17 protein-coding genes are annotated in these 21,559 nt (G+C 63.4%); 7 read left to right on the top strand and 10 right to left on the bottom strand.

From position 1 onward, the window contains the following. Positions 1-25: 25 nt before the first annotated feature. Both tssB and tssH read right to left on the bottom strand, forming a co-directional pair. The gene (tssB, locus tag VL15_RS27870) at positions 26-568 is read right to left on the bottom strand and encodes a type VI secretion system contractile sheath small subunit (protein ID WP_048249916.1); all 543 of its coding nucleotides are present in this window, start codon (positions 566-568) and stop codon (positions 26-28) included. A gap of 37 nt (positions 569-605) precedes the next feature. Further along, on the bottom strand, positions 606-3,287 hold the full coding sequence (tssH, locus tag VL15_RS27865; RefSeq protein WP_048249914.1) for a type VI secretion system ATPase TssH: 2,682 nt from the start codon (positions 3,285-3,287) through the stop codon (positions 606-608). 545 nt (positions 3,288-3,832) lie between these two features. Between tssH and VL15_RS27860 the strand changes: the two genes are divergently transcribed. From VL15_RS27860 to VL15_RS27830, 7 genes are all read left to right on the top strand, one after another. Then, entirely contained in the window at positions 3,833-4,471 is a 639-nt protein-coding gene (locus VL15_RS27860; protein ID WP_048249912.1) for a TagK domain-containing protein, read from the top strand. Further along, positions 4,468-5,316, top strand: a complete 849-nt coding sequence (locus VL15_RS27855; RefSeq protein ID WP_048249910.1) for a type VI secretion system accessory protein TagJ — start codon at positions 4,468-4,470, stop codon at positions 5,314-5,316. The genes VL15_RS27860 and VL15_RS27855 overlap by 4 nt, the downstream gene beginning before the upstream one ends. Next, a complete protein-coding gene (gene tssE, locus VL15_RS27850) occupies positions 5,309-5,866 on the top strand; it encodes a type VI secretion system baseplate subunit TssE (protein WP_048249909.1) in 558 nt (185 codons plus the stop codon). Before VL15_RS27855 ends, tssE begins: the two co-directional genes overlap by 8 nt. A 38-nt stretch (positions 5,867-5,904) precedes the next feature. Next, entirely contained in the window at positions 5,905-7,794 is a 1,890-nt protein-coding gene (tssF, locus tag VL15_RS27845; protein ID WP_048249907.1) for a type VI secretion system baseplate subunit TssF, read from the top strand. Beyond that, entirely contained in the window at positions 7,794-8,861 is a 1,068-nt protein-coding gene (tssG, locus tag VL15_RS27840) for a type VI secretion system baseplate subunit TssG (protein WP_048249905.1), read from the top strand. Before tssF ends, tssG begins: the two co-directional genes overlap by 1 nt. A gap of 2 nt (positions 8,862-8,863) precedes the next feature. After that, a complete protein-coding gene (locus VL15_RS27835; protein WP_048249904.1) occupies positions 8,864-9,967 on the top strand; it encodes an ImpA family type VI secretion system protein in 1,104 nt (367 codons plus the stop codon). Between the two features lie 211 nt (positions 9,968-10,178). Then, complete coding sequence (locus VL15_RS27830; protein WP_048249902.1) at positions 10,179-10,478, top strand: H-NS family nucleoid-associated regulatory protein; 300 nt, start codon at positions 10,179-10,181, stop codon at positions 10,476-10,478. A 163-nt stretch (positions 10,479-10,641) separates the two neighbouring features. Here VL15_RS27830 and VL15_RS27825 read toward each other — a convergent pair whose 3' ends face one another. From VL15_RS27825 to VL15_RS27800, 8 genes are all read right to left on the bottom strand, one after another. Beyond that, positions 10,642-13,740: a tetratricopeptide repeat protein gene (locus VL15_RS27825; protein WP_230684534.1), complete on the bottom strand. Its 3,099-nt coding sequence runs from the start codon at positions 13,738-13,740 to the stop codon at positions 10,642-10,644. A gap of 1,282 nt (positions 13,741-15,022) precedes the next feature. Further along, positions 15,023-15,865, bottom strand: coding sequence for a peptidylprolyl isomerase (locus tag VL15_RS27815; protein WP_048249898.1), 843 nt, complete (start codon positions 15,863-15,865; stop codon positions 15,023-15,025). Between the two features lie 84 nt (positions 15,866-15,949). Beyond that, positions 15,950-17,749 carry a ShlB/FhaC/HecB family hemolysin secretion/activation protein gene (locus VL15_RS27810; protein WP_080970959.1) on the bottom strand — a complete coding sequence of 600 codons (1,800 nt, stop codon included), beginning with the start codon at positions 17,747-17,749 and terminating at the stop codon, positions 15,950-15,952. Between the two features lie 2 nt (positions 17,750-17,751). Beyond that, positions 17,752-17,886, bottom strand: a complete 135-nt coding sequence (locus VL15_RS43625; protein ID WP_268991228.1) for a hypothetical protein — start codon at positions 17,884-17,886, stop codon at positions 17,752-17,754. 3 nt (positions 17,887-17,889) lie between these two features. Next, positions 17,890-19,926 carry a filamentous hemagglutinin N-terminal domain-containing protein gene (locus VL15_RS27805; RefSeq protein WP_048249896.1) on the bottom strand — a complete coding sequence of 679 codons (2,037 nt, stop codon included), beginning with the start codon at positions 19,924-19,926 and terminating at the stop codon, positions 17,890-17,892. Positions 19,927-20,091: 165 nt separating this feature from the next. Beyond that, positions 20,092-20,628, bottom strand: coding sequence for a hypothetical protein (locus tag VL15_RS42170; RefSeq protein WP_155420304.1), 537 nt, complete (start codon positions 20,626-20,628; stop codon positions 20,092-20,094). Then, entirely contained in the window at positions 20,621-20,992 is a 372-nt protein-coding gene (locus tag VL15_RS43270; protein WP_230684533.1) for a hypothetical protein, read from the bottom strand. Before VL15_RS43270 ends, VL15_RS42170 begins: the two co-directional genes overlap by 8 nt. Positions 20,993-21,186: 194 nt before the next feature. After that, a complete protein-coding gene (locus VL15_RS27800; protein ID WP_048249894.1) occupies positions 21,187-21,555 on the bottom strand; it encodes a hypothetical protein in 369 nt (122 codons plus the stop codon). Positions 21,556-21,559 lie beyond the last annotated feature (4 nt).

Here is a 21,559-nt window from a genome sequence, read left to right as displayed (position 1 = left end):
TGGTCATCCTCGATCGTTTCGTCGGTCAGTTCGCTTCGTTCCGGTCATCCGCCTCGCCTTCGTGGCGCACGGGCTTCGGCGCGGCGGCCAGCGACTTGAGCAACGCCGGGTCCTGCAGCAACTGGGTAACGAGCGCCTCGGCGCCCGACTTGCCGTCCATGTAGGTCTGCAGGTTCGCGAGCTGCGTACGTGCTTCGAGCAGCCGGCGCAACGGCTCGACCTCTCGGGCGACAGCGGCCGGCGAGAAGTCCTCGATGCTCTCGAAGGTCATGTCGACCATCATCTGACCGTCACCCGTCAGCGTGTTCGGCACGGCAAACGCGACGCGCGGACGAATCGCCTTCATGCGCTCATCGAAATTGTCGATATCGATGTCGAGGAACCGCCGATCCGATACCGCCGGAAGCGGCTCGACCGGGTGCTTGCCGGACAGGTCAGCCAGCACGCCCATCACGAACGGCAGCTCGACCTTTTTCTCCGAGCCGTAGACCTCGACGTCGTACTCGATTTGCACACGCGGCGCACGATTGCGCGCGATGAATTTCTGCGAACTGCTGGAAACGGACATGAACAGGTTCTCCTGAACGGTGGTAAGTGGACGGCGCTCAGCAAAGCGATTCGTCCGAACGGGATGGCAATGCATCGAACGTCAACGCTTGCACAGGTGCTGCGGCTGGATCGGCGACGCCGATTGCGATACCTTCAAGCGCGGCCTTCGACGTAAACGCGTCGAGCCAGAGGGCCGACAGGCGCGGCAGTACGTGCTGTTCGATGAAGCCGATGAGGATGCGTGCACCGGTCTCCTGTACGAGACAGCGGCCGACGATGTAGTCGACCACTGCCTCGTCGTAGGTGAGCGCGATTTGATGGTTGTCGGCCATGCGCTTCACTACGCGCCCCAGGTGCAGGCGGACGATGCGGGCGAGCGCGGCATCGGCCAGCGGCCGGTACGGTACGACCGTCATCCGTCCGAGAAATGCCGCCGGGAAGGCTTTCAGCAATTCGGGGGTAAGCGCGTCCCGCAACCCGTCCATATCGGGCGACAACACCGGATCGGCGCACAGGCTCGCGGTCAGATCGGCGCCGACATTGCTGGTCAGCAGGATGGTCGTATTGCGGAAATCGATGTGGCGGCCGTCGCCGTCCTCCATGTAGCCCTTGTCGAACACCTGGAAGAACATTTCGTGCACGTCGCGATGAGCCTTTTCAACCTCGTCGAGCAGCACGACCGCATACGGACGACGGCGCACCGCTTCGGTCAGCACCCCACCCTCGCCATAACCGACGTAGCCGGGCGGTGCCCCCTTCAGACCTGACACGGTGTGCGCTTCCTGATACTCGCTCATGTTGATCGTGATCAGGTTCTGTTCGCCGCCGTACAGCGCCTCGGCCAGCGCCAGCGCCGATTCCGTCTTGCCCACGCCCGACGGCCCCGCAAGCAGGAACACGCCGAGCGGCTTCTTCGGGTCGGTCAGGCCGGCCCGCGCGGTCTGCACGCGCTCGCCGATCAGGCGCAGCGCATCGGTCTGGCCGATCACGCGCGCCTCTAGCGTTTCGGGCAGTCGGCGCACCGCGACAACCTCGTCCTTGACCATGCGACCTACCGGGATACCGGTCCAATCCGACACGATCTCCGCGACGATCGCCTCGTCGACTTCCGGAAACACGAGTGGTGCCTCGCCCTGAAGGTCGGCCAGCGCGTGCTCGAGCTCGCGCAGCCGCTCCATTTGCATCGGCAAATTTTCCGGCTCCCCGGCGAACCCTTCGCGAGCGACGCGCAACGCTTGCGCGGCCGCCATCTGTTCACACCAACGCGTCTCGACCGCGTCCGCATCCGACCTCAGCATGTCGATACGTGCACGCACGGCCGCCAGCCCTTTGTCCGCCTCGAGCCCGATCCTGGCTTCCTGCACCAGCAGCGCCTCCTCGGCACACGCGGCCGCGAGCCGTTGACGCGCGTCGTCGAGCTCGCGCGGCGTGGCATGTTGCGACAGCGCGACCCGCGCACAAGCGGTATCGAGCAGGCTGATCGCCTTGTCCGGCAACTGGCGTGCCGGAATGTAGCGGTGCGACAACGTCACTGCACCCCGGATCGCCTCATCACGCACCACGACACCGTGATGCGTCGCAAACGTTTCCGCGAGACCCCGCACCATGTCGATGGCAGCGGCTTCGGATGGCTCCGCGACCTGCAGCACCTGGAAACGCCGGGTCAACGCGGGATCCTTTTCGATATGCCGCTTGTATTCGGCCCAGGTCGTCGCGCCGATCGTCCGGATCGTGCCGCGCGCGAGCGCCGGCTTCAGGAGGTTGGCAGCGTCGCCCGTGCCCGCCTGGCCGCCCGCACCGATCAGCGTATGGATCTCGTCGATGAACAGGATCACAGGGGCAGCCGATTTCGCGGCCGCGTCGAGTAGACCCTTCAAGCGGGCTTCGAACTCCCCCTTCATGCTGGCACCGGCCAGCAGCGCCCCGACATCGAGACCAAGCAGCCGCACGTCGGCCAGCTTCGGCGGCACGTTGCCCGATACGATCGCGCGTGCGAGACCTTCGACCACCGCCGTCTTGCCGACGCCGGCTTCGCCGGTCACCAGCGGGTTGTTCTGCCGCCGCCGCAGCAACACGTCGATCATCGTACGGATCTCGAGCTCGCGGCCGATGACCGGATCGATTTCGCCAGCGCGGGCCCGCGCCGTCAGGTCCGTGCAGTACCGCTCGAGCGAGCCGCCCTTCGGCGAGCCCGGCATCGCGCCGGATGCGTCGCCCGGCGTGGCAGGCAACCATTCGCTGCGGTCGTACGGATCATCGGCCGCTTCCGGCGAACCCGCGATCCAGGCCGGAAGCAGGTCAGCAAGGCCAACGACCGGGATCTTGCCGAACGCGGGTGAGATGGCAAGCAGCACGCGCCGCAAGTCAGGCGTGGACACGAGTGCCGCGATCAACCACGCACCGCGCACGCGGCGGTCACCGTGTTCGAGCGTCGCAAGGACCCATGCGCGCTCGATTGCCGATTCGACGTGCGACGAAAAATCGCTGATCGAACTTGCACCAGCCGGCAACGCAGACAGTGCCCGCGCGAAGTCACGCTCGAGCGTGTTGCGATCGATCCCGGCGTGGCGAACGATCCGCTGAAGGTCGCCGTCCGGCTGCTGCAGCAGCTGATGCAGCCAGTGGATGAGTTCGACGAACGGATTCCCGCGCAACTTGCAGAAATTCGTCGCCGACTCGATACCTCGGTAAAGCTGGACCCCGAGCTTACCGAACAGTGCTTGGCGCGAAATGGTCATGATGTTCTTTGTTGTTGGTCGTGATGCTACGAGCATCATTTCTGCACCATCAGGACTGCTACACAGATACTTCTCCTGACGCCGCTGGAAATATTCGATACATCGCTCTCTCTTCGATCCGATTCAATCGGCCAAATCGAATCGGAATGCATTATCGGCATGAAATTCAATTTCCGTCAATCCATTCGACTATCAAAAACCATCCACATCAAATTGCAGCCTCCCCGGTACACCTCCACGTTGACCGCACCCTAAGCACGCATGTTTCCGTCAGAAAATTCACGCCGATAGACCTGGATCAATAAAATCCAAGTCCTTGTTATTTTGAGATATTTTTCAGATTCCAGTTGTTTGCAATTTTTCACAAATACGCATCGATATGATTTTCAAACACTTTTCAACACAATCGTTACAGCATTTAACGTTTTACATTTCATCTCAAAAACATTTCCGACCATCATCGGCAAATCGATTATCTACATGGCAATAGACGAACCGCCCTGACTCGTGGTTAAAATGCGAAATTCTTGTCATCGGACACCCAGATGCGTTCCTTTCGTCAATCGTGGCGTCGACAACCGGATATCTCGCACGCCGAGCCCGTGTTTGACGGAAACCGGGAAAGGCAGACGCCCGACGAAGCTGGCCTCGATCTTCCGGATAACGAAGTGATCGACCATCAGCGCAGCGACGATGATGTACTGCGCGAACTCGGTATCGGAAGCGTGGACGGCACCGATGCAGATGTGCGCACCTCGGCCAACACCGACGGTACCGACTCGCTGGTCGAGACGTTGCACGCGCAGTACTGGCGCGCGCTGACCGATCCCCATGCGTCGGTTGCAGCGGATCTGACGCCACCGGGAGATCAACCGACATCGCACGCGCCCGTGCCGGATCCGCAGGTCGATCCTGGCGTACGCGACGAATGCGATTCGATCGAAGCGCTACTGCGTGGCAACCCCAAGCTCGAAGATGTGTTTGAGCAACTCGATCGGCATGCCGGGCACATCCTGGACGATGAACCCGTGCCGGAGATCCTGCGACTTTTTGCCCCTCCGGAATTTCACGCGGCGGCCGCGCGGCAAGGGTCGGCGCTGCCGCCCCCGCTCACTCGGCGCGAACACCACGCGCTGTCGGTAGACAGTCCGCTGTCCGCCCCCGAATGCAGGGACAAAGGATGATCCGACGCGAGACCTCCGGCTCACCCCAAGCCAAATGCTTGAGTGACGCTCCGCTCAGCAAACAGATCGAGCGCATCTCGGCGCACCTGCGCGCGCAGCCAACCACGGCATCCCATCGGTGGGCGCTGTTTCAGTTGATGTGCGTAACAGGTGAATGGCCGCGAGCGATCCAGCAGTTGCAGACGTGGGCGAAGCTCGAACCCGGCCAGGCGGAAACCGCACAGGTCTATCGCGACCTGATCCGTGCCGAAAACTGGCGCAAGCAGGTCGTCGACGGACACGTACGCCCGGGCTTCGTGCTCGAGCCGACCGCGTGGGTCGAGGGTCTGCTGAATGCGCTGCGCCTGGCAGCCCGCGAGCAAAGCGAGCAGGCCGACGATGCGCGTGAGGCCGCGCTCGACGCCGCGCCGACCGTTGCGGTACGCATGCAAGGAACGGCAGAGTGGATCGTCGACAGCGATTCACGTTTCGGCCCGGTCTGCGAGGTCGTCACGGCCGGGCACTACCGCTGGGTTCCGATCGCTGATCTCGTAGCGTGGCGCGTGTCGCGGCCAACAAAGCTGGTCGATCTGGTTTGGGCGCCGTGCACGCTCACGCTCATCGACCAAAGCGTCGTCCACGGCTTCATGCCTGCACGATATCCGGGTTCGGAGACCGGTGACGACGCTGTGCGCCTCGGGCACAAGACCGTTTGGCAGGCGCACGGACGAACCGGCGTCACAGGTTTCGGCCGAAAGACCTGGGTCACCAACCAAGGCGACTTCAGTCTGTTCGAATTGCCGAATGCGGAATTCGGCACGCATGGCATCGACGGCGCCGCCGGAAAGGAGCGAGTCGATGACTGATCGCAAAAGACCGTCGTCCACCCCGGATACGCTGGCGGTCCGCACACCCCGCCGAGCCAACGCGCACCTGATGCCAACCCTGCTCGACCGGTTGCGCGACGACGCCCCGCAGCGCCGCGTCGAAGCCCCGGAGGAATATACGGTAACGCGCAAACAGATGCGTGACATCGTGCAGCGCGACCTCGCCTATCTGCTGAACACGACCAGCATCGAGGATCAGATCGATCGCGCGCGCCATCCGCACGCGGCTGCTTCGACCGTCAACTTCGGCGTGCCGCCGCTCGCGGGAGCCTTTATCGCGTCACGTCAATGGAACAGCGTCGAACGCATGATCCGGCAGGCCATTACCGATTTCGAACCGCGTCTGATTCCCGATTCGCTGGTGGTATCGCCTCGTCATGCCGACGACGGCGGCGAGCATCACCATGTCCTCGCGTTCGAGGTTCGCGGACTGATTCATATGGACCCGTACCCGCTCGAATTCATGGTGCAGAGTTCGCTGGATCTCGAAACGAGCGAGATCCGCATCACCGGCATGCGCACCAGCTAGGCGCAACGCGGCACAACGACAACAACGAGACCTATCCGATGGACCCGCGACTGCTCGACTACTACAACCAGGAACTCATCTACATGCGCGAGCTGGCAGCCGAATTCGCGCATGCACACCCGAAGATCGCACGTCGGCTCGGCATGCAAGCAGGCGAAGTGGCCGACCCCTACGTCGAACGCCTGATCGAGTCATTCAGCTTCATGGCCGCACGCATGCAGATCAAGCTCGACGCGGAATTTCCGCGCTTTACCGAGCGGCTGCTCGAGGTCATCTACCCGAACTACGTTGCGCCCACACCGTCGATTGCCGTCGCTCGCCTGTATCCCGGCCGGTCGGAAGGCAACCTCGCCAAAGGGCATCGTATCGCGCGCGGCACGTCGTTCACCGCCCGGGTTCCCGACGGAGAGAGAACGGCGTGCCGGTTCACGAGCGGGCAGGACGTCACCCTGTGGCCGCTCACGATCACCGAAGCGCGCCTGACGGGTGTGCCGCCGGACATCCCGGGACTCGCGAGATACGTCCCGCCCGATACACAAGTGCGCGGCGCCTTGCGGTTGCGGTTGGCGACGACCGGCGACGTGCGGATCGCCGATCTGAAGGGACTCGATCGGCTCCCCGTTTATCTGGCCGGCGATGAGCAAGTGGCCTCTCACTTGTTCGAACTGCTGCACGCCGGCGCAATCGCGTCCGTGATCGGCGCACCCGGAGCGTTCGGCCAGCCGGGCCGCTCGCTCGCCGCCGTCACGCAAGGCGCAGTGGAGCACGAAGGTTTGCGCACCGATCAACACCTGTTGCCGCTCACTTGGGCGAAGTTCCACGGGCACAACCTGTTGCACGAGTACTTCGCGTGTCCCGCGCGGTTCTGGTTCTTTGCGTTGACCGGCCTTGCCGAAGGCTTTGCACGCACTGACAGCCGCGAGATCGAGATCGTCGTGCTGCTCGACCGCTCGCCGGCCGAGCTCGCAAACCTCGTCGATGCGTCACGCTTCGCGCTGTTCTGCACGCCGGTCATCAATCTCTTCAGCAAGCATACCGACCGGATCGAGATCTCACCGCGCGAAACCGAGTTTCACCTCGTGCCGGCTCGACTGGCGCCGCTCGACTACGAGGTGTTTTCGGTGGAGACCGTGTACGGGCAGGTGGCCCTGACATCCGACGAGCTTGAATTCCGTCCGCTCTACCAGACACTGAACAACGACGAAGGCAATCACGGGCGTTATTTCTCGATGCGGCGTGAACAGCGCCTCGTGTCCCATTCCTCGCGTCGTTATGGCACACGTACGCCTTACGTCGGCACCGAAGTGTTTCTCTCGCTCGTCGACCAGAACGAGGCCCCTTACGCGGAAAGCCTTCGCTTCCTGTCCGTCGACGCGCTCCTGACCAACCGGGATCTGGCCACGCTCGTGCCGCGCGACGGCGTGCGCGATCTGGAGACCGCCGAGTCCGCGCCGGTGGAAAGCATCGGCCTCATCCGGCCACCGAGCGCGCCGCTACCGCCGTATGCCGAGCGGGACATGGCGTGGCGCCTGATCCGCCAACTCAACTTCAACTACCTGCCGCTGGACGATCTCGATCACCGCGAAGGCGGTCAGGGGCTGCGCGATCTGCTGCGTCTGTACCTCGCGGAAGACGACTCCGCGCAAAACCGGCAAGTCGAAAGCCTGGTCGGCGTCAAGACGCGCCCGGTGACGCGCAAGCTGCCGGGGACCGGCCCGATGACGTTCGGGCGCGGCGTCGAGTGCGTGCTGACGGTCGACGAGACCGGCTTCTCCGGCGTGAGCCCCTATCTGTTCGGCACGATCCTCGAGCACTGGCTCGCACGGCACGTATCGGTCAACAGCTTTACGCAGACCGAACTGCATTCGATGCAGCGCGGGCGCATTGCCCGCTGGCCGGTACGCACGGGCGCACGCGGAGTCCTGTGATGAAACGCGCGACGCTGCCGGCGCTGCTGCGAGACAGCGCGCTGTCGCCAGAGCTGCTCGAACACTTGCAGTGCGAGCCCTGGCGTTTCGGTTTCCTGTCGCTATTGCGACGCATCGGCGCGAATCCGGCGATCGATCCGATCGGCACCGCACGTCGGCCTCGTTCGGAACCGTTCCGGCTCGGCCAGCAGCCGAGCCTGGCGTTCGCGCCGCGCGAAGTTGCCAACGCGCACGAAGCCGACGGGCGACTGAAGGTGCGGCTGTTCGGCCTCGGGATGCTTGGCCCCAATGGCCCGCTGCCGATCCACGTGACCGAGATCGCGAAGGATCGCGAGGACAGCCGGCGAGATACGACGACGATCGATTTTTTTGATCTCTTCCATCACCGCTTCTTCACGCTCCTCTATCGCGCGTGGGCGTCGTCCCAGTCCACCGCCGGGCTCGACCGGAAGGACAACGAGCGGTTTTCGTTCTACGTCGCGAGCCTCGTCGGGCACGACATCGGCGAAATCAGCCGGCGCCCGCTGCCCTCGCACGCCCGTCTCGCGGCCTCCGCGCACCTCGTGCGCGAAGCACGCAATCCGGACGGTCTGCGTGCCACGCTCGAACGCTACTTCGGCGTGCCCGTTGCGATCCAGGAGAATGTATTTCACTGGATCGAGATCGACCCCGCCGACCTCGGCCGCATGGGCCGTCCGGGGAAGGCGGCAACGATGGGGCAAGGCGCGATGCTCGGCCGCGTCGCACCCGATCGCCAGCACCGCTTTCGCATCGTGATCGGCCCGGTCGATCTAGATGCCTATCTGCGCTTCACGCCGCAGGGCGAGGATCTGCCTCGGCTCATCGAGTGGGTGCGAGCGTTCGTCGGTTACGAGCTGGAATGGGAGCTTGAGCTGCGGATCAAGCCGAAGAGTGCGCCGCCGGCGGTCATGGGCGGCCGGCAGCGCATCGGATGGTCCGGATGGCTGGGGCGCCCGGACCCGCGCAAGCCCGTTATCGGCATGCGATTCGAGCCCGAACGTTATGTGCGGCACGTCGATCGCCGTGTCACCGATACCAGGAACTGACCATGAGCAAAAGGCAATCCTCGGCGCCCCGCAGACAGGGCCAGATCGCCGTCACGAATGTGCCGCATTTCGACTGGCTCGCGCCCGTGAGCGACGATGCGCCCTGCGGCCCGGATCTCGAATACGACCACGATTTCGTCGTGCTGTTTTCCCGTGTCACCCTCAAACAGGACGTACAGTACGGCGCGTTCGTGGGCGTGCCCGATCCGCTCAACTGGAGCGAAATCGAACGGGATTGCCGGCGGCTCATGATGCGCACGAAGGATTTGCGTGTCGCCGTGCTGTATACGCGTTGCCGCACACGTCTCGGCGGTGTGACGGGCCTGACCGACGGCATCGCGCTACTGGCCGCCTGGGTGCAAGCGTTTCCGGATGATATCCATCCACAGACGAGCGCCGACAGCGATCGCGACGCGGCGCTGGAAATGCGGATGAACGCGTTGCAAGCGCTGTCGGATCCCGACGGGTTGCTGGCCGATGTGCGAGAAATCGTGCTGATGAAGTCGACAGTTACCCGCCTGCAGGTGCGCGACGTCGAGCGCGCGTTCGCGCATCCGCGTCCGGCCGATGCGCTCTCGCCCGATTCCGTCGTCCAGCAGTTGCAGGATCTGCGTATGCTGCAACCGGCAACGATCGAAGGCATCGACGATACGATCGCAGATCTCGCCACGATCAACGCGTGGTGCAACGATCATCTCGAATCGTTCCAGCCAGACCTTTCGACGCTGGCGCGACTACTCGACAGGTTGGGCTTGCCCACGCACGCCGATTCGGTCGAACCGCCCGATACGATTCCCGCCCCGACCGCGATGGCCGACACATCGTCGCAAGACGACACGATAACGCCGACCGCACCGGCGCATCCCGTATCGGCGAGCGATCCTGACTGTGCCCCGCCCCTAATGAACTCCGTGCCGTCCGATCGCGACTCCGCGCTTGCGACGATTCGCGCCGCGCGGACATGGTTCGAAAATCACGAACCGAGCAGCCCAATTCCGGTGCTACTCAAACGCGCCGAGCAGTTCGTCGGCAAACGCTACGCCGAGGTCGTCAAGGCGATTCCGGCCGAGCTTCTGGTGCAGTGGGAAGAGGAAGACGGTTCGTGACCGCACTGAAAAACAACATGGCCGCGGTGACGGTTGGGCGCGTACGTCGAAGTCGGATCGACACACGATACGTATTCGCGACCTGAAGCACACGGCCGGCCGTGTAAGCCTGTCTGGATTGCGACTTGATATCCGAGTACTTGATATTCGGGTTCATGCAAGAGCGGCCACGCAAGCGATGCCTGTTTCGAATTTCTCACAGGAGAGACCGATGTCGACGTATCAAGCACTCCTCGCGCAGCGCGAAGCTCTCGATGCTCAAATTGACGCGGCCAAAGCGAACGCTCGAACTACCGCACTCGTCGAGATCAAACGCATGGTCGGCGAATTCGATATCACGTCACAGGAGATCTACGGCGTCACGCGCGTGCAGACGCGGCAACGACCGCCTGCGAAGTACCGTGATCCCGAATCCGGTGCCACGTGGAGTGGTCGAGGGCGGCCGCCGGCGTGGATCGAGGGCAAGGACCGTGCTCGATTTCAGATCGCGGCAACGGCTACCCAGGCTTGAATCGCACGCCGCCCCCATCTCGCGCAGGAACGGGCGCGCACGATACTTCGGATCGCCGAAGTCTTTCACGAGCACGTCCATCATCTTGAAGGGTTATTTCATTATCCTGATCATCCCCTCGTTCTCCCGGACACATCATCCGGTTCTCTGTCGCCAGCCATGGTCACGGTAACGTCGAGATCAGATTCCCGGCAATATCGGCGGCACGCTGTTTTTCCCCGTCATCAAGTCGCTGAGCGATTCGCGCCTCGACGAGTGCCGCAGCAGCGCCATACTGCCCCAGACCAGATATGGCATCAAAACTCGCGCGCGAACGCGCGATCCACGCTGCGCCAAGGGCCCTGTCTCTTGGCAGACCGTTGCCGGTCAGGAACCGCATGCCGACCGCATACTGCATGAACGGATCCCCGAGCAACGCCTCGTTCAGGCTCGACAGCCCATCCCACTGGCGATTGGCAGCCGCGGCCGCGCTGACGGGCGAATCGCTCCATAGCGTGGCAGCCGGATCGGCCGGCACCAGCCAGCGCTTCTCTCCGGCCGACAGCCCCGTGTCCATTGCCGGCGCGAGGCTGCGCAGCGCAAGCGCGATCTCGGATACCGCCGAGCCACGTCGCGCCGCGCGGCGATGCCAGTCCATTGCGACCGTTTCGTCCCGGGGCACACCGTCGCCCGTTTCGTACATCAGTGCAAGATCGCTTTCCGCCCACTGCGATCCGGCAGAAGCCGCACTGGTGAGCCACGTGGACGCTTCCTTCGGATCACGCGCGACGCCGCGGCCGTGCAGATAGGCGACTCCCACCATCCGCTTCGCCTCGGTGCTCGTCGGCGCGGCACGCAGTGCCCACGCGAACGCTTCGTAGTCGTCGGTGCGACCGCCGAGCCCGGTGGACAAATGCCACGCGAGCGACCCTTGCGCCGACACGTTCCCCTGCTCGGCCGCCCGGCGAAACCAGTACGTCGCCGCATCGAAGTCCACCGGGACGCCGTCGCCCAGATCGTACGCATCGCCGAGCGACGACTGATACGCCGGCTCGCCGCGATCCGCGAGTTTCCATTGCCAGTACGCCCGCTCGTCCGCGGCAACGAGGCCGCTATCGGCCGACGCAAGGACACGCATCGCACCGACATTGCTGCCGGCGGCCGTGCGGCACCAGCGCGCAGCCTCGGCCGGAAGGCGCGGCGTGCCATTCCCATCCAGATACATCGTGCATAGCATCGCCTGCGATGCAGCGTCGCCCAGCTTCGCCCCGCGCGAGAACCAGTCGAATGCGATCGCCGGCTGCCCGCGCCAGTACACCGAGCCCAGCGCCGAATACGCGCCAGGCACCTTGCGGCTCGCGAGGTCCTCCAGCCATTGAAGCCCCGTCCTGCCCGCGAACGACGTGTGGTGCTCACTCAGGTAGAACCCGGCCGATACGCCAGCGGCCGGATCACCGGCGTCGGCGGCCTGCTTCAGGTAGCGCAATCCCGTCTGCTCGTCGCGCGGCACGCCGACGGTACCCGTCAGGTACTGATAGCCGACCCACCGCGCCGCCTCGATGTTGCCGTGGTCCGCGGCAAACCGGAACCACTGCATCGCCTGCGTCCGGTCGACGCTCGTGCCTTCTCCGCGCCATGCCATGTTGGCGGCCATCAGTGCGGACGCTTCGTCACCGCGATCCGCGCCGCGCGTGGCCAGCCGAAAGGCCTTGCGCATATCCGCCGGCTCACCGTCGCCGCGTGCCGCGTAACGCGCGAGATTGGCCGCCGCGGCGCCGTTGCCCTGCGCATCGGCTTTTTCAAACCACGGTTTGGCGGCGACGGGATCCGGCTGCGTCCCCAGACCGTTGTGCAGCATTGCGCCGAGATCGTTCTGCGCGAGCGCCAGCCCATCGTCGGCCGCGCCCTGCATCCATCCCAACGCGGCCTCCTTGTCGACCGGACCGCCACGGCCGAACAGATAGAGGTTCGCCAGTGCGTAACGCGCCCGCGTATCGCCGGCGAGCGCCGCTTTGCGGTACCAGTCGCGCGCCTTCGCGTCGTCGCGCGGCACACCCGTCCCGCTTCCATACAGTTCGCCGAGCCTGCGCTGCGCGTAGGTCGAGCCGGCACGCGCCGCGGCCGAAATCAGGCTGAAGCCGCGCTGCGCGTCGCGCGGCACGCCGATACCCGCGAGATAGAGATTTCCCAGCACCGCCTGCGCTTCGGTGTGGTTCTGGTCCGCCGCGGCGCGCAGCCACGCCGTCCCCTGTTCGACATCGCGCGGCACGCCGTCGCCCCGGATCAGCATCAGGCCGAGCGCGAATTGCCCGTCCGCCTGGCCGCCCGCTGCGGCGCGCGACAGCCACGCCGCCGCGACCACCGGGTCGCGCGCCACCCCGCGCCCGGCCAGCGCGAATTTCCCCGCGTTCGCCGCGCCCGCTGCCGACCCGCCCTCGGCGGCCTTCACGAAGTACCGGTAGGCGGCCGCATTGTCGGCCGGTTGCCCGTCGCCGTCGGCATTCATCCCGCCGAGCTGGTTGGCCGATGCTGTGTCGCCGTCGCGCGCCGCCGACGCGAACCATGCGTATGCCGTCGCATAGTTCCGCGGCAGCGCGACACCGTCGTAGTAGAGATAGCCGAGTGCGCGCTTGGCCAGCGTCGAACCGTCGCTCGCCGCCGATTCGAGGATCGTCATCCCGCGTTTCAGGTCGGGGCGGGCCGCGTAGCCATGAAGCACCATCTGCCCGTAGAGCGCGCGTGCCGTCAGGTTACCGGCCTCGGCTTCCTGCCGGCAAAGGCTGCGAATCTGCGCGGGTTTGTCCTTCAGCAGGAGGCTGTCGAACCGCGCGTTCAGCGCCAGTACGCATGGCGTCGTGTCGTCGTGGACGGAAACGGACACGGCGCGTTGCATTGTCGGCATCGCGGCAGGCAGCGGCCCGGGCCGAGGCGCAGCGGCGCTGCCGAACCCGATGGTCAGCCCCGCCATCAACCCTGCGGCTCCGATAGACCATTTCAGCGCGGGCCCGACGCAGTCGATACGCCGCACCGCCGGAACGCGCGGCCGAGGTTTGCCCACCGGCCTCATGGCTTCACGATCGTGACGTTCTTGATGATGACGTCGGTTCTGCCGGCCTCGTCGTCGATCGTCTTGCTCAATTCGATCCCGTAGTCGGCCAGCCATGCGGAGCGAACGCGAACCGTCTTGCCGTCCTTGTGGACCTCGCTGCAATCGAGATTGACGGCATCGCCCGTCAACGTACCGAAGACCGTCGACGCGGGTTCCGTCTTGCCGATTTCGCATCGTCGGACCCGTTGGCCATGCCGCGACGGTTGCGGCAATGCAATCTCGAAGCGCTTGCCTTCCGTCATCGGTTCGTTCGCCAGCGCGATCGCCGAAGTGTTCGTTTGTACGCCGAGCATTGTTGCGGAGCGAGGCCCGCGCACGATCTGGGTCATCAGGTCCGCGAGTCCATACCCCATGTCGAAATCCGCCCAGCGCGAGTTCCCCGACGCATCTTTCGTGGTCATCAGCTCGATGACCACGCCGTTGTTTCGTCGATTGACATAGGTGTCGACATACGGCCCTGCGGCCTTCGGCGTCGTCTTGTTCACCCATTCGCCGTCCACGACCAGGCGCGAATACGGAAGCGGCCGGCTCCCGTCCGGCGGCAACTGGCTGCGAATCGCATCCGGCAGGCGTCGTTCGTCGAACACCTCGTCCTGATACGCGGCGGGATCGGCAAGCACCGTCTCGGCCGCCGTCTTGCCGTCGGCGATAAACTTGAAGAGTTCATAGGTTGCACGTCGCTGTTCCGGCTCCGGCAGCTTGTCGAGCGCGTCGACTGCGAACTGGATCAGCGCACACGTGCTCGGCTTGTCTTGCTTTGCAAGCCATGGCGGCACGTCGATCGCATCGATACGCGCATCGACTTCGAGCAGTTCGGCTACGGTGTAGTGCTCGGCGTCGCCGGTCGGCAAGCCGTTGCGCGCGCCGACGAGGTCCATCAATTCGAATATGCTCCGCAGCATCTTCGGCGAAGACGTCTTCGCCACCGACGCCAGATTGCCGCCGGTCAGCTTCGACATCTCGCAACCGTTGCGCGATTCGCCCGCGATGTCGTTCATCAATCGTAGAAACCGCAGCCGGTCGGCCGGTGGCAGTATCGTTTCCCCGCCCATGACCGATTTGCCGCGCAGGTTGCGCAGTCTCTCAAGATAGCCCGGATTCTGCACGACCCCGACGAACCAGGTGACCATGATCTGCCCGTTTTCGGAATCGGGATCCACGCCGGATTGCGCAACGAATGCACGCGCCCGTTCCGCGATCTGGGCCGGCGTCAGGTTGACCGCCGGATTCGCCGCCGGCGCGGATGCGGCCGGCTCCGCAGGCGCGCTCTGCGCGCCCAATCCATATGCTGTTGCGGTCGCGATGGACAGCAACACCCCGAAAAGGCCTGTTTTTATTTTCATAAAGTCGAAATTCGAACGCGTGATCTCATATTTTACAGTTCGGGGGCAGGCCGCCGATAACCTCGGCCGCGCCGCATCCCTGACCGCCGCTTGCGCTACATCGACGGTTTCGTCTACTGCTGGATCGTCGCGTTCTTCAACAATCCGCCAACGAGCTGCGCACTCGCCTTTTCCAGTGCGAGCGCCTCCAGTTGCTGGCGAATCGTTGCTTGTGCCTGCGGGAACGGCGGCACCTGTGTCGGCCGCTTCGCATCGAGTTTCACGATCGCTCGCGCCCCATCGATCGGGATCGACGAGGGCGTGACCGCGCCCACCGGCAGCGTTTCGAGCGCCTGCGCGATCGCGACCGGCAAACCGGACGTCTTGCCTTCCGTCGCCGGCGTCTTGAAGCTCGTCCACGGCAACTCACCGCCGGCCCCGCGGCTCGGCGCGATGCTGTACTGGCGTGCAAGACCTTCAAACGATTTGCCTGCCTTCAACTCGCTCAGCACGGTCGCGGCCGTCGCTGCATCCTGAACGACGATCAGCCGCGGCTTGTACTCGTCCTTCCCGAGCGACGCGACGATCTCGTCGTAGCGCGACTTCACCTGCGCATCCGTTACCGGGTCGGGTTTCACGTTGTCTTTCAGATAGAGCTGGGTCTCCGCATTCGCCTTCGCCACCTGCATCGCCGTCTGGACTTCCGGCTTGCTGCCGTAATTTGCCTTCTCGGCGGCCTGCTGGATCAACACGCGCGTAATCAGTTGATTCTTGATCGCCTGACGCACCTGCGGCGTGTCGGGTTGCCTCGAGGCCCGCAACACGGCATCGACTTCCGCCTGCGTGATCGCCGTCCCGTTCACCGTCGCAACGGTGTTCGCCGGCTGCGATGCAGCCGCCGTCTGCGCGGATGCGGTACCGGTCAGTGCACCGGCGAGTGCCATTGCAATCAGCGCAGGCATCAGTTTCGTTTTCATCTTCGTTCCGTCTTCGGATGGAAAGGCGCGAAGACTTGTCTTCGCCCGCATGCGACCGCTCCGCGAGAGAACGGTGCGCGTCGATCAATAATTCCAGTTCAATGTGGCCAACACGAGCGTAGCCTTCGAGCCGAGCGCCGCCGGTTGCGTCAACGCGCGCCCGACCAGCACCTCGCCGGACAGGAATTGCTTGTGCCACTGCCATTGCGCGCGCACTCCCGCGCCGGCGCCGGCCAATGTCGGGAAACCCGATGTGGCGACGAGGCTTGCCTTGCCCGCATCGAAGAACACGTATGGCTCGATCCGGCCGTCCTTCCACGCCGGCGCGTTCACCCACGCAAGCTCGTTGCGCGAATAGAAACCACGATCACCGGCGATTTCGCCCGAACGGAAACCCCGGACGGTATCCATGCCCCCAAGGTAAAGCTGCTCAGAACCGAACAGCGCGACGTTCGTATACTGCCCGCTCAATACGCCCCGATACGCGAGCAGCGCGCGTCCGACCTTCGGTAACGGCAGCGTAAACGCAGCCGTCGCGTCGACTTTCGTGAACTGGCTGTGCGCTTCGTCACGCGCAATGCCATGCAAATCGTGGTTCGCACCGAACCACGGCAGACCTTGCGATACGCCCCCGTTGGCCGTGAAATTACCTTGCGCGTCGTTCATCACGAACTTGTGCAGCCAGTTGCCGCCGACGCGCAACACCGCCACGCGTTGCGGATCGAGATCGATGCCGTTGACCTCGCGGTCGGTGCGACGCCACGACAACGTGGTGTCTACGCTGGTGATATCGCTCACGCTGCGTCCGACCAGATAATTCCAGCCGAAGATATGCGACAGCGTGCGGCCGTATTCGAGCGCGGTCGTGCCGATCAGTTGCTGGTATTCCGAGTCGGAAATCGTGTAGCTGAACGTATGGCGGCCGAACGGTACCGCGAACGAGCCGACTATCGCGTTGCTGTCGAGGCTGTCGAGGAAATTCACGCTCAGCGATTCCTGCAGGCCGAGCAGGTTGTCGGCTTCGACGCCTGCGCGATAACGCGTCACGCCTGTCGCCGAGCTGCCGTAGTTGTCGACGCCCAACGTGTAGTAGAGGCGATCACCCGATTTGTTGCCGATGTCTACAATCGACTCGCCGGGATTCTGGCCAGGCAGGATCTGCACCGTCGCCTGGTTGCGGCGCAGGCGGTTGATCTGTGCCACGCCCTGATCGATATCGGACAAGCGCAGCGGATCGCCGGACGTAGTCGGAAACGCGTTCTCGTAGCCAGCATCCGTGAACCAGCCGCCGCCCGCCGCTGACTCGCCCGGTTTGAGCCGGTGAATCGCCTTGCCATTGATCGTGAACGATTCGATCACCCCGACCTGAATCGTGATCTTCAGCGTGCCGGTGGCGAGATTCTGCGGGCCGAGCAGCGCGCGCGTCGTAACGAAACCGCGTTCGACGAAAACGTCGGTAATCCTCTTCAACAGAACGTTGATGCGATGCGAACCGAGGTCCTGACCGACGAACGGCGCGACCACTGCCTCGAGCCCTTTGCCGGACACGCTGCTCGGCGGCTGAAAGGCACTGCCGTCGGGTGCCTGTAGCGTGATCTGCTTGACGGCGAAGATCGGACCGGATTCGGCGATCGCATTGACCGGTGTGTCCGGCGGAATGTCGAGCGTCGTCTCCGACGTCGGCGCGACCGTGATTGAAGCCGGTGGTTGTACGAGTTGTCGCTGGCGCGCCTGCTCGCGCTGTTGTTCGATGATCAGCTGCGCCGGATCCTGCACGGGCCGGCCGGCCGGGGGCGGAGTCTGCGCGTGCGCCGGCAGATGGAGTGCAGCAAGGCTTGCGACCAGCAGCGGCAGCTTCAGTCGGGGGAATGCGCGTGGTTTCATCGTTATTGTGCGTGCAGGTGCCCGAGCGTCGACGTGGCCGTTCCGATAGCGTCGTTCTGCGCTGCGGCCACGACGATCACGAGCGCGAGGAAGACGACGACGGCCAGCCCGAGTCGATTTTTTGTTCGATAGTTCATGCGTTAGCGCCACCACCACGTCGTCAGGCCAAGATGCTGGTCGATCTGGACCGGCGTGCGCGACGGCGCGCGCACGGTCGTGATGCCGCCGGCCGCCGTGACACCCTTTCCACCGCTGAACGAGCCGCCGTCGATCACGCCTTCACCCGTCAGCGTCACGCTGCCGTTCGCGGTAAAACCGCCACCGACGTCCATCGCGATGATTTCTGCCCACGTGCTGCCAAAGAACGCCTTGAAACCCCGGTGCTGGTTGATCGCCGAGTAACCGGTCACACCCTGTGCGTAGGTGATGGGTGCGTCGACCTTGATATCGCCGGTCGCGAAGACGTTGCCGCCGACGTTGCGCGCGACCGTGCCCGCCTTGATGCCGATGTTGCCGCCCGCCTGGATCGTACCGCCGTACGGCGTGACGTTGCTCGACGCGTCGGCGTGGCAGAAGATCCAGCAGCTGCGTGCATAACTCGCCTGGCCGGTGAAGACCGCGGCGTTGGTGAACACGTTCTGCGCGGTGATGTTCACGTCGCCGTCGTTCGATTGAACGATCCCGCCGGTATTCGTGAAGTTGCGGCTTGAAATTGTCACCGGGCCGTGTACGGCGGCGATGTAGGCGAGCTGATCGGGATTGCTGACCGTGCCGTAGTCGACGTTGAAACCGCTCGTCGTGTGGGTGAAGAACAGGAAGCTGCCGCCGCGATCCGAATAAGCAGTCGGTTGGCCATCGTTCGTGCCGCCGGTATGGTCAATGATGTTCTGCACGTCGCCGGCCGCAGCGAGACTCACTGCCCCGTTCGACAGGATGCGAGCGTTGTCGTTGATGACGTTGCCGCCGGCCGTCAGCTTCGTCTGGCCGTTGGCGGCAAACATGATCGCGAGGTTGTTCGCGCTCGAGCGGTTCGTGATGTCGCCTGCGGCGGTGAGGATCACGTCGCCGCCAGTCGTGGTGCCGTCGCTCGTGGTGGTGCCTGCCTGAATCAGGCTGCCGGTGTTGGTGATCGCACCGCTACTCGTCAGGTTGACGGTGTTGCCTGCGCTCAGCGTCGTTGGGCCGGTGGTGTCGTCGGACAGTGCGATATTGCCGGCCTGAACGATCGCGTTGTTCGCAGCGGTCACCTGTGCGCCCTGCAACGACACGGCGCCGGGCGTTGTGAGCGCGATGTCGCGCTCTGCTTTCAAGGACCCGTCCGCGAGTGCAATGTCCCCGTTTGCCGTGATGACGACGTCGCCGGCGTTCGCATAGATCTTGCCGAGGCTGTGGACGCCTGCACCCTGGTCGGTAACGATCAACTGGACGCGACCGGCCGTCAGGCCGCCAGCCGCCGTAATGTCGACGGCAACGACATTGCTTTTTGTCCCCGGCGACGACGTGCCGATCAGCCAGTCGTGGCCGTTGTCGGACGGCGAAAAACTGGTGTCGTAGGTTGCTGTGCTGTCGCCGACGATCGCGCGGATGCCGCTCGTCGAACTGGTGAAGTCGTTGGTGACCGGGCCGTTGATACTCAGTTGCTTGGCAATCAGGTCGAGGTTGACGAGTGTGCCGGACAGGCCGCCGGGACCGATCGCTATACCGCCACGGTTGGTCGTCAGTACGACGTTGCGTTGTGTGACGCCAGGAGCAAGCGTGAGATCGTTGAAACTCACCTGCCCGGTCGACAGCACGACGTGGCCCGTGTTCGTGAAGCTTCCGCCGTCGACCGTGACGCCGTTCGGATTCGCCAGGATCACGTTCGCCCGCGGGCCGAGGACGTTGACGTTGCCCTGGATCAGCGACGGATTCGTGCTCGTGACCTGGTTGACGATCGTGCGGGCGTTGATGCCGACGTTGTTCAGGTCGGCGCCAGCCTTCGAAACGTTGAACGACGAGTAGGAGTTGTTCGAGACACCGCCAATCGCAGGGGCGATGTTGATGATCTGCCTGCCACCCACGCCCGCAGTTACAGCGGTCGCTGTACCGCCGTCCGGAACGATGGCGGCCGCATAAGCGGTTCCCACGAGGCCAATCCAAGCCAAAGCCACGCAATGAGAAGTTCTTTCTGCTCGCATACAACCTTCGTTGGTGAACATCATTCAACAAGCTTGTCGACGGATTGCCACCATTGCCTCGACATCTCGTCGACCATTCTCATTTGGACGTAGTCGTTATACTGCATGACAACGTGTGATAAACAGCCAAATGAATTCCGATCAGTTTCATATTTTTCAGAACCATTATCGGCAAGCCGTGAGTTTTTGCGTCTCTATCGGCACCCGCGCGTAAGCCCCGTCGTCATCACGCCTGATTCTAGTGAGATCAACCCGACACCGTGAGTTTCCAACTGAATAAACCGCCTCATAATCACTTCCGCTTTTTGGTGTAAATGCAAATGGCACACGACAAAACCAATTCAGGCTGGAAGATGAGAACTCCAGTGAAATAGATTTGTCGGCGGCGACTGCCACTTCTGCCAATTGAACATCGGTAAAACCACCACCATCAGGGATTCCGATACGAACCCCCTGCCACCCTCCGTTTGGCACAGATCCATTGAGTGTCGCGATGTGTCTAAAGTCCGCTACCTGCGTGCTTGCACAGGTTCCGTCGGGAAGAACGTCAACACCGACGAGATTGGTCCCGCCGTTGCGAACTGACACGCGCAAGCGCGCCCGCTCACCTGAGTCTGGTTCATGATATGCCGGCAATGAACAGCCTGCGAAGATCATCGTTGATACGAAGAAGAGTAAACAGGATATAGGTTTATTATTCATAATTTTCCGCCCTTGAACGGTCCAATCGTTGGGGGCTGCGTTGCAGCGTCATTTCCAGACACGGAGCCGTGAGTATCACCACTATTGTCCGAGTTAAAGGAGCACCAATCGCACCGCCTATTGCCGCGCCTATCGCCGTCAGCACCTTGCCGCAGTCATGGCCCTCCACACACGCATTGTTCAGCGTCTCGTTCTGCGCGGCCGTCATCGCGCCTTGCACGTTCCGACCCAACAGGCCTGCTGCAGCTCCACCCAGCAGCGAGGTCGCCGTTACGATCGCCGCAAGCTGCTCCTGTCGGTAATGCCTTGTCCACCAGTTACGGCCATCGCGATACTGTTCGCCGTCATCTCCGACACGACCCACGTTCGCAATAGCCTGCAACTCTAGACGCGGCGCGGCTTCGCCAGTGGCCGCCGCCTAGATACAATCATTCGATCCAGCTTCTGCCCCTAACGCGGATTTACAGCCCACACCTCGACGTCACTTAAAGAGCACTGCGCGATGCATTCTCGCGCGCGCGAACGCGCTTACTAGCTCGGCACGAGGCCGGCTTCGACTCAGAAGTCGATCACTGGAACGACCCCTTGTGCCGTGTGCAGGACATAAGACTCGAGTCCGTCTTTCTCCGGAATCAACTGCAAAAATTGCTCAGCCTCAAAGTGCAATGTCAGCACTTTGCTTTCGTCAAAGCGGGCGTCGACGATTTTTCTGTTCAAACAGCTCAACAAAAGAGCGGCAGACTCAGGAAGAGTGGCATTTCCAATAGTCTGGCCCCCAGCCGCTTGTAACACGAACCGGCACTGCACCAGAATCCAGCCACCGTTGCCACCACTTCCGTTGAAAGACAACGAAACCGAGCCAGGATTCACCGTCACCCCGGTCACCTCTCTTCCAACAATCTCCTCAAGATCGCGCTTTTCAATCATGGGT

Source organism: Burkholderia cepacia (genome assembly GCF_001039005.1).
Classification (GTDB): domain Bacteria; phylum Pseudomonadota; class Gammaproteobacteria; order Burkholderiales; family Burkholderiaceae; genus Burkholderia; species Burkholderia theae.
Note: the sequence above shows the minus strand (reverse complement) of the source record. Positions and strands in the feature narration are given on the sequence as shown.

Coding starts and splice junctions, on each gene's coding strand:
- VL15_RS27810 (WP_080970959.1), bottom strand. CDS start 17,749: ATGAAACCACGCGCATTCCCCCGACTGAAGCTGCCGCTGCTGGTCGCA.
- VL15_RS27800 (WP_048249894.1), bottom strand. CDS start 21,555: ATGATTGAAAAGCGCGATCTTGAGGAGATTGTTGGAAGAGAGGTGACC.
- tssG (WP_048249905.1), top strand. CDS start 7,794: ATGAAACGCGCGACGCTGCCGGCGCTGCTGCGAGACAGCGCGCTGTCG.
- VL15_RS27835 (WP_048249904.1), top strand. CDS start 8,864: ATGAGCAAAAGGCAATCCTCGGCGCCCCGCAGACAGGGCCAGATCGCC.
- VL15_RS27860 (WP_048249912.1), top strand. CDS start 3,833: ATGCGTTCCTTTCGTCAATCGTGGCGTCGACAACCGGATATCTCGCAC.
- VL15_RS42170 (WP_155420304.1), bottom strand. CDS start 20,628: ATGAATAATAAACCTATATCCTGTTTACTCTTCTTCGTATCAACGATG.
- VL15_RS43625 (WP_268991228.1), bottom strand. CDS start 17,886: ATGAACTATCGAACAAAAAATCGACTCGGGCTGGCCGTCGTCGTCTTC.
- VL15_RS27855 (WP_048249910.1), top strand. CDS start 4,468: ATGATCCGACGCGAGACCTCCGGCTCACCCCAAGCCAAATGCTTGAGT.
- tssE (WP_048249909.1), top strand. CDS start 5,309: ATGACTGATCGCAAAAGACCGTCGTCCACCCCGGATACGCTGGCGGTC.
- VL15_RS27830 (WP_048249902.1), top strand. CDS start 10,179: ATGTCGACGTATCAAGCACTCCTCGCGCAGCGCGAAGCTCTCGATGCT.
- VL15_RS27815 (WP_048249898.1), bottom strand. CDS start 15,865: ATGAAAACGAAACTGATGCCTGCGCTGATTGCAATGGCACTCGCCGGT.
- VL15_RS27805 (WP_048249896.1), bottom strand. CDS start 19,926: ATGCGAGCAGAAAGAACTTCTCATTGCGTGGCTTTGGCTTGGATTGGC.
- VL15_RS27825 (WP_230684534.1), bottom strand. CDS start 13,740: ATGCGAAATCGGCAAGACGGAACCCGCGTCGACGGTCTTCGGTACGTT.
- tssB (WP_048249916.1), bottom strand. CDS start 568: ATGTCCGTTTCCAGCAGTTCGCAGAAATTCATCGCGCGCAATCGTGCG.
- tssH (WP_048249914.1), bottom strand. CDS start 3,287: ATGACCATTTCGCGCCAAGCACTGTTCGGTAAGCTCGGGGTCCAGCTT.
- tssF (WP_048249907.1), top strand. CDS start 5,905: ATGGACCCGCGACTGCTCGACTACTACAACCAGGAACTCATCTACATG.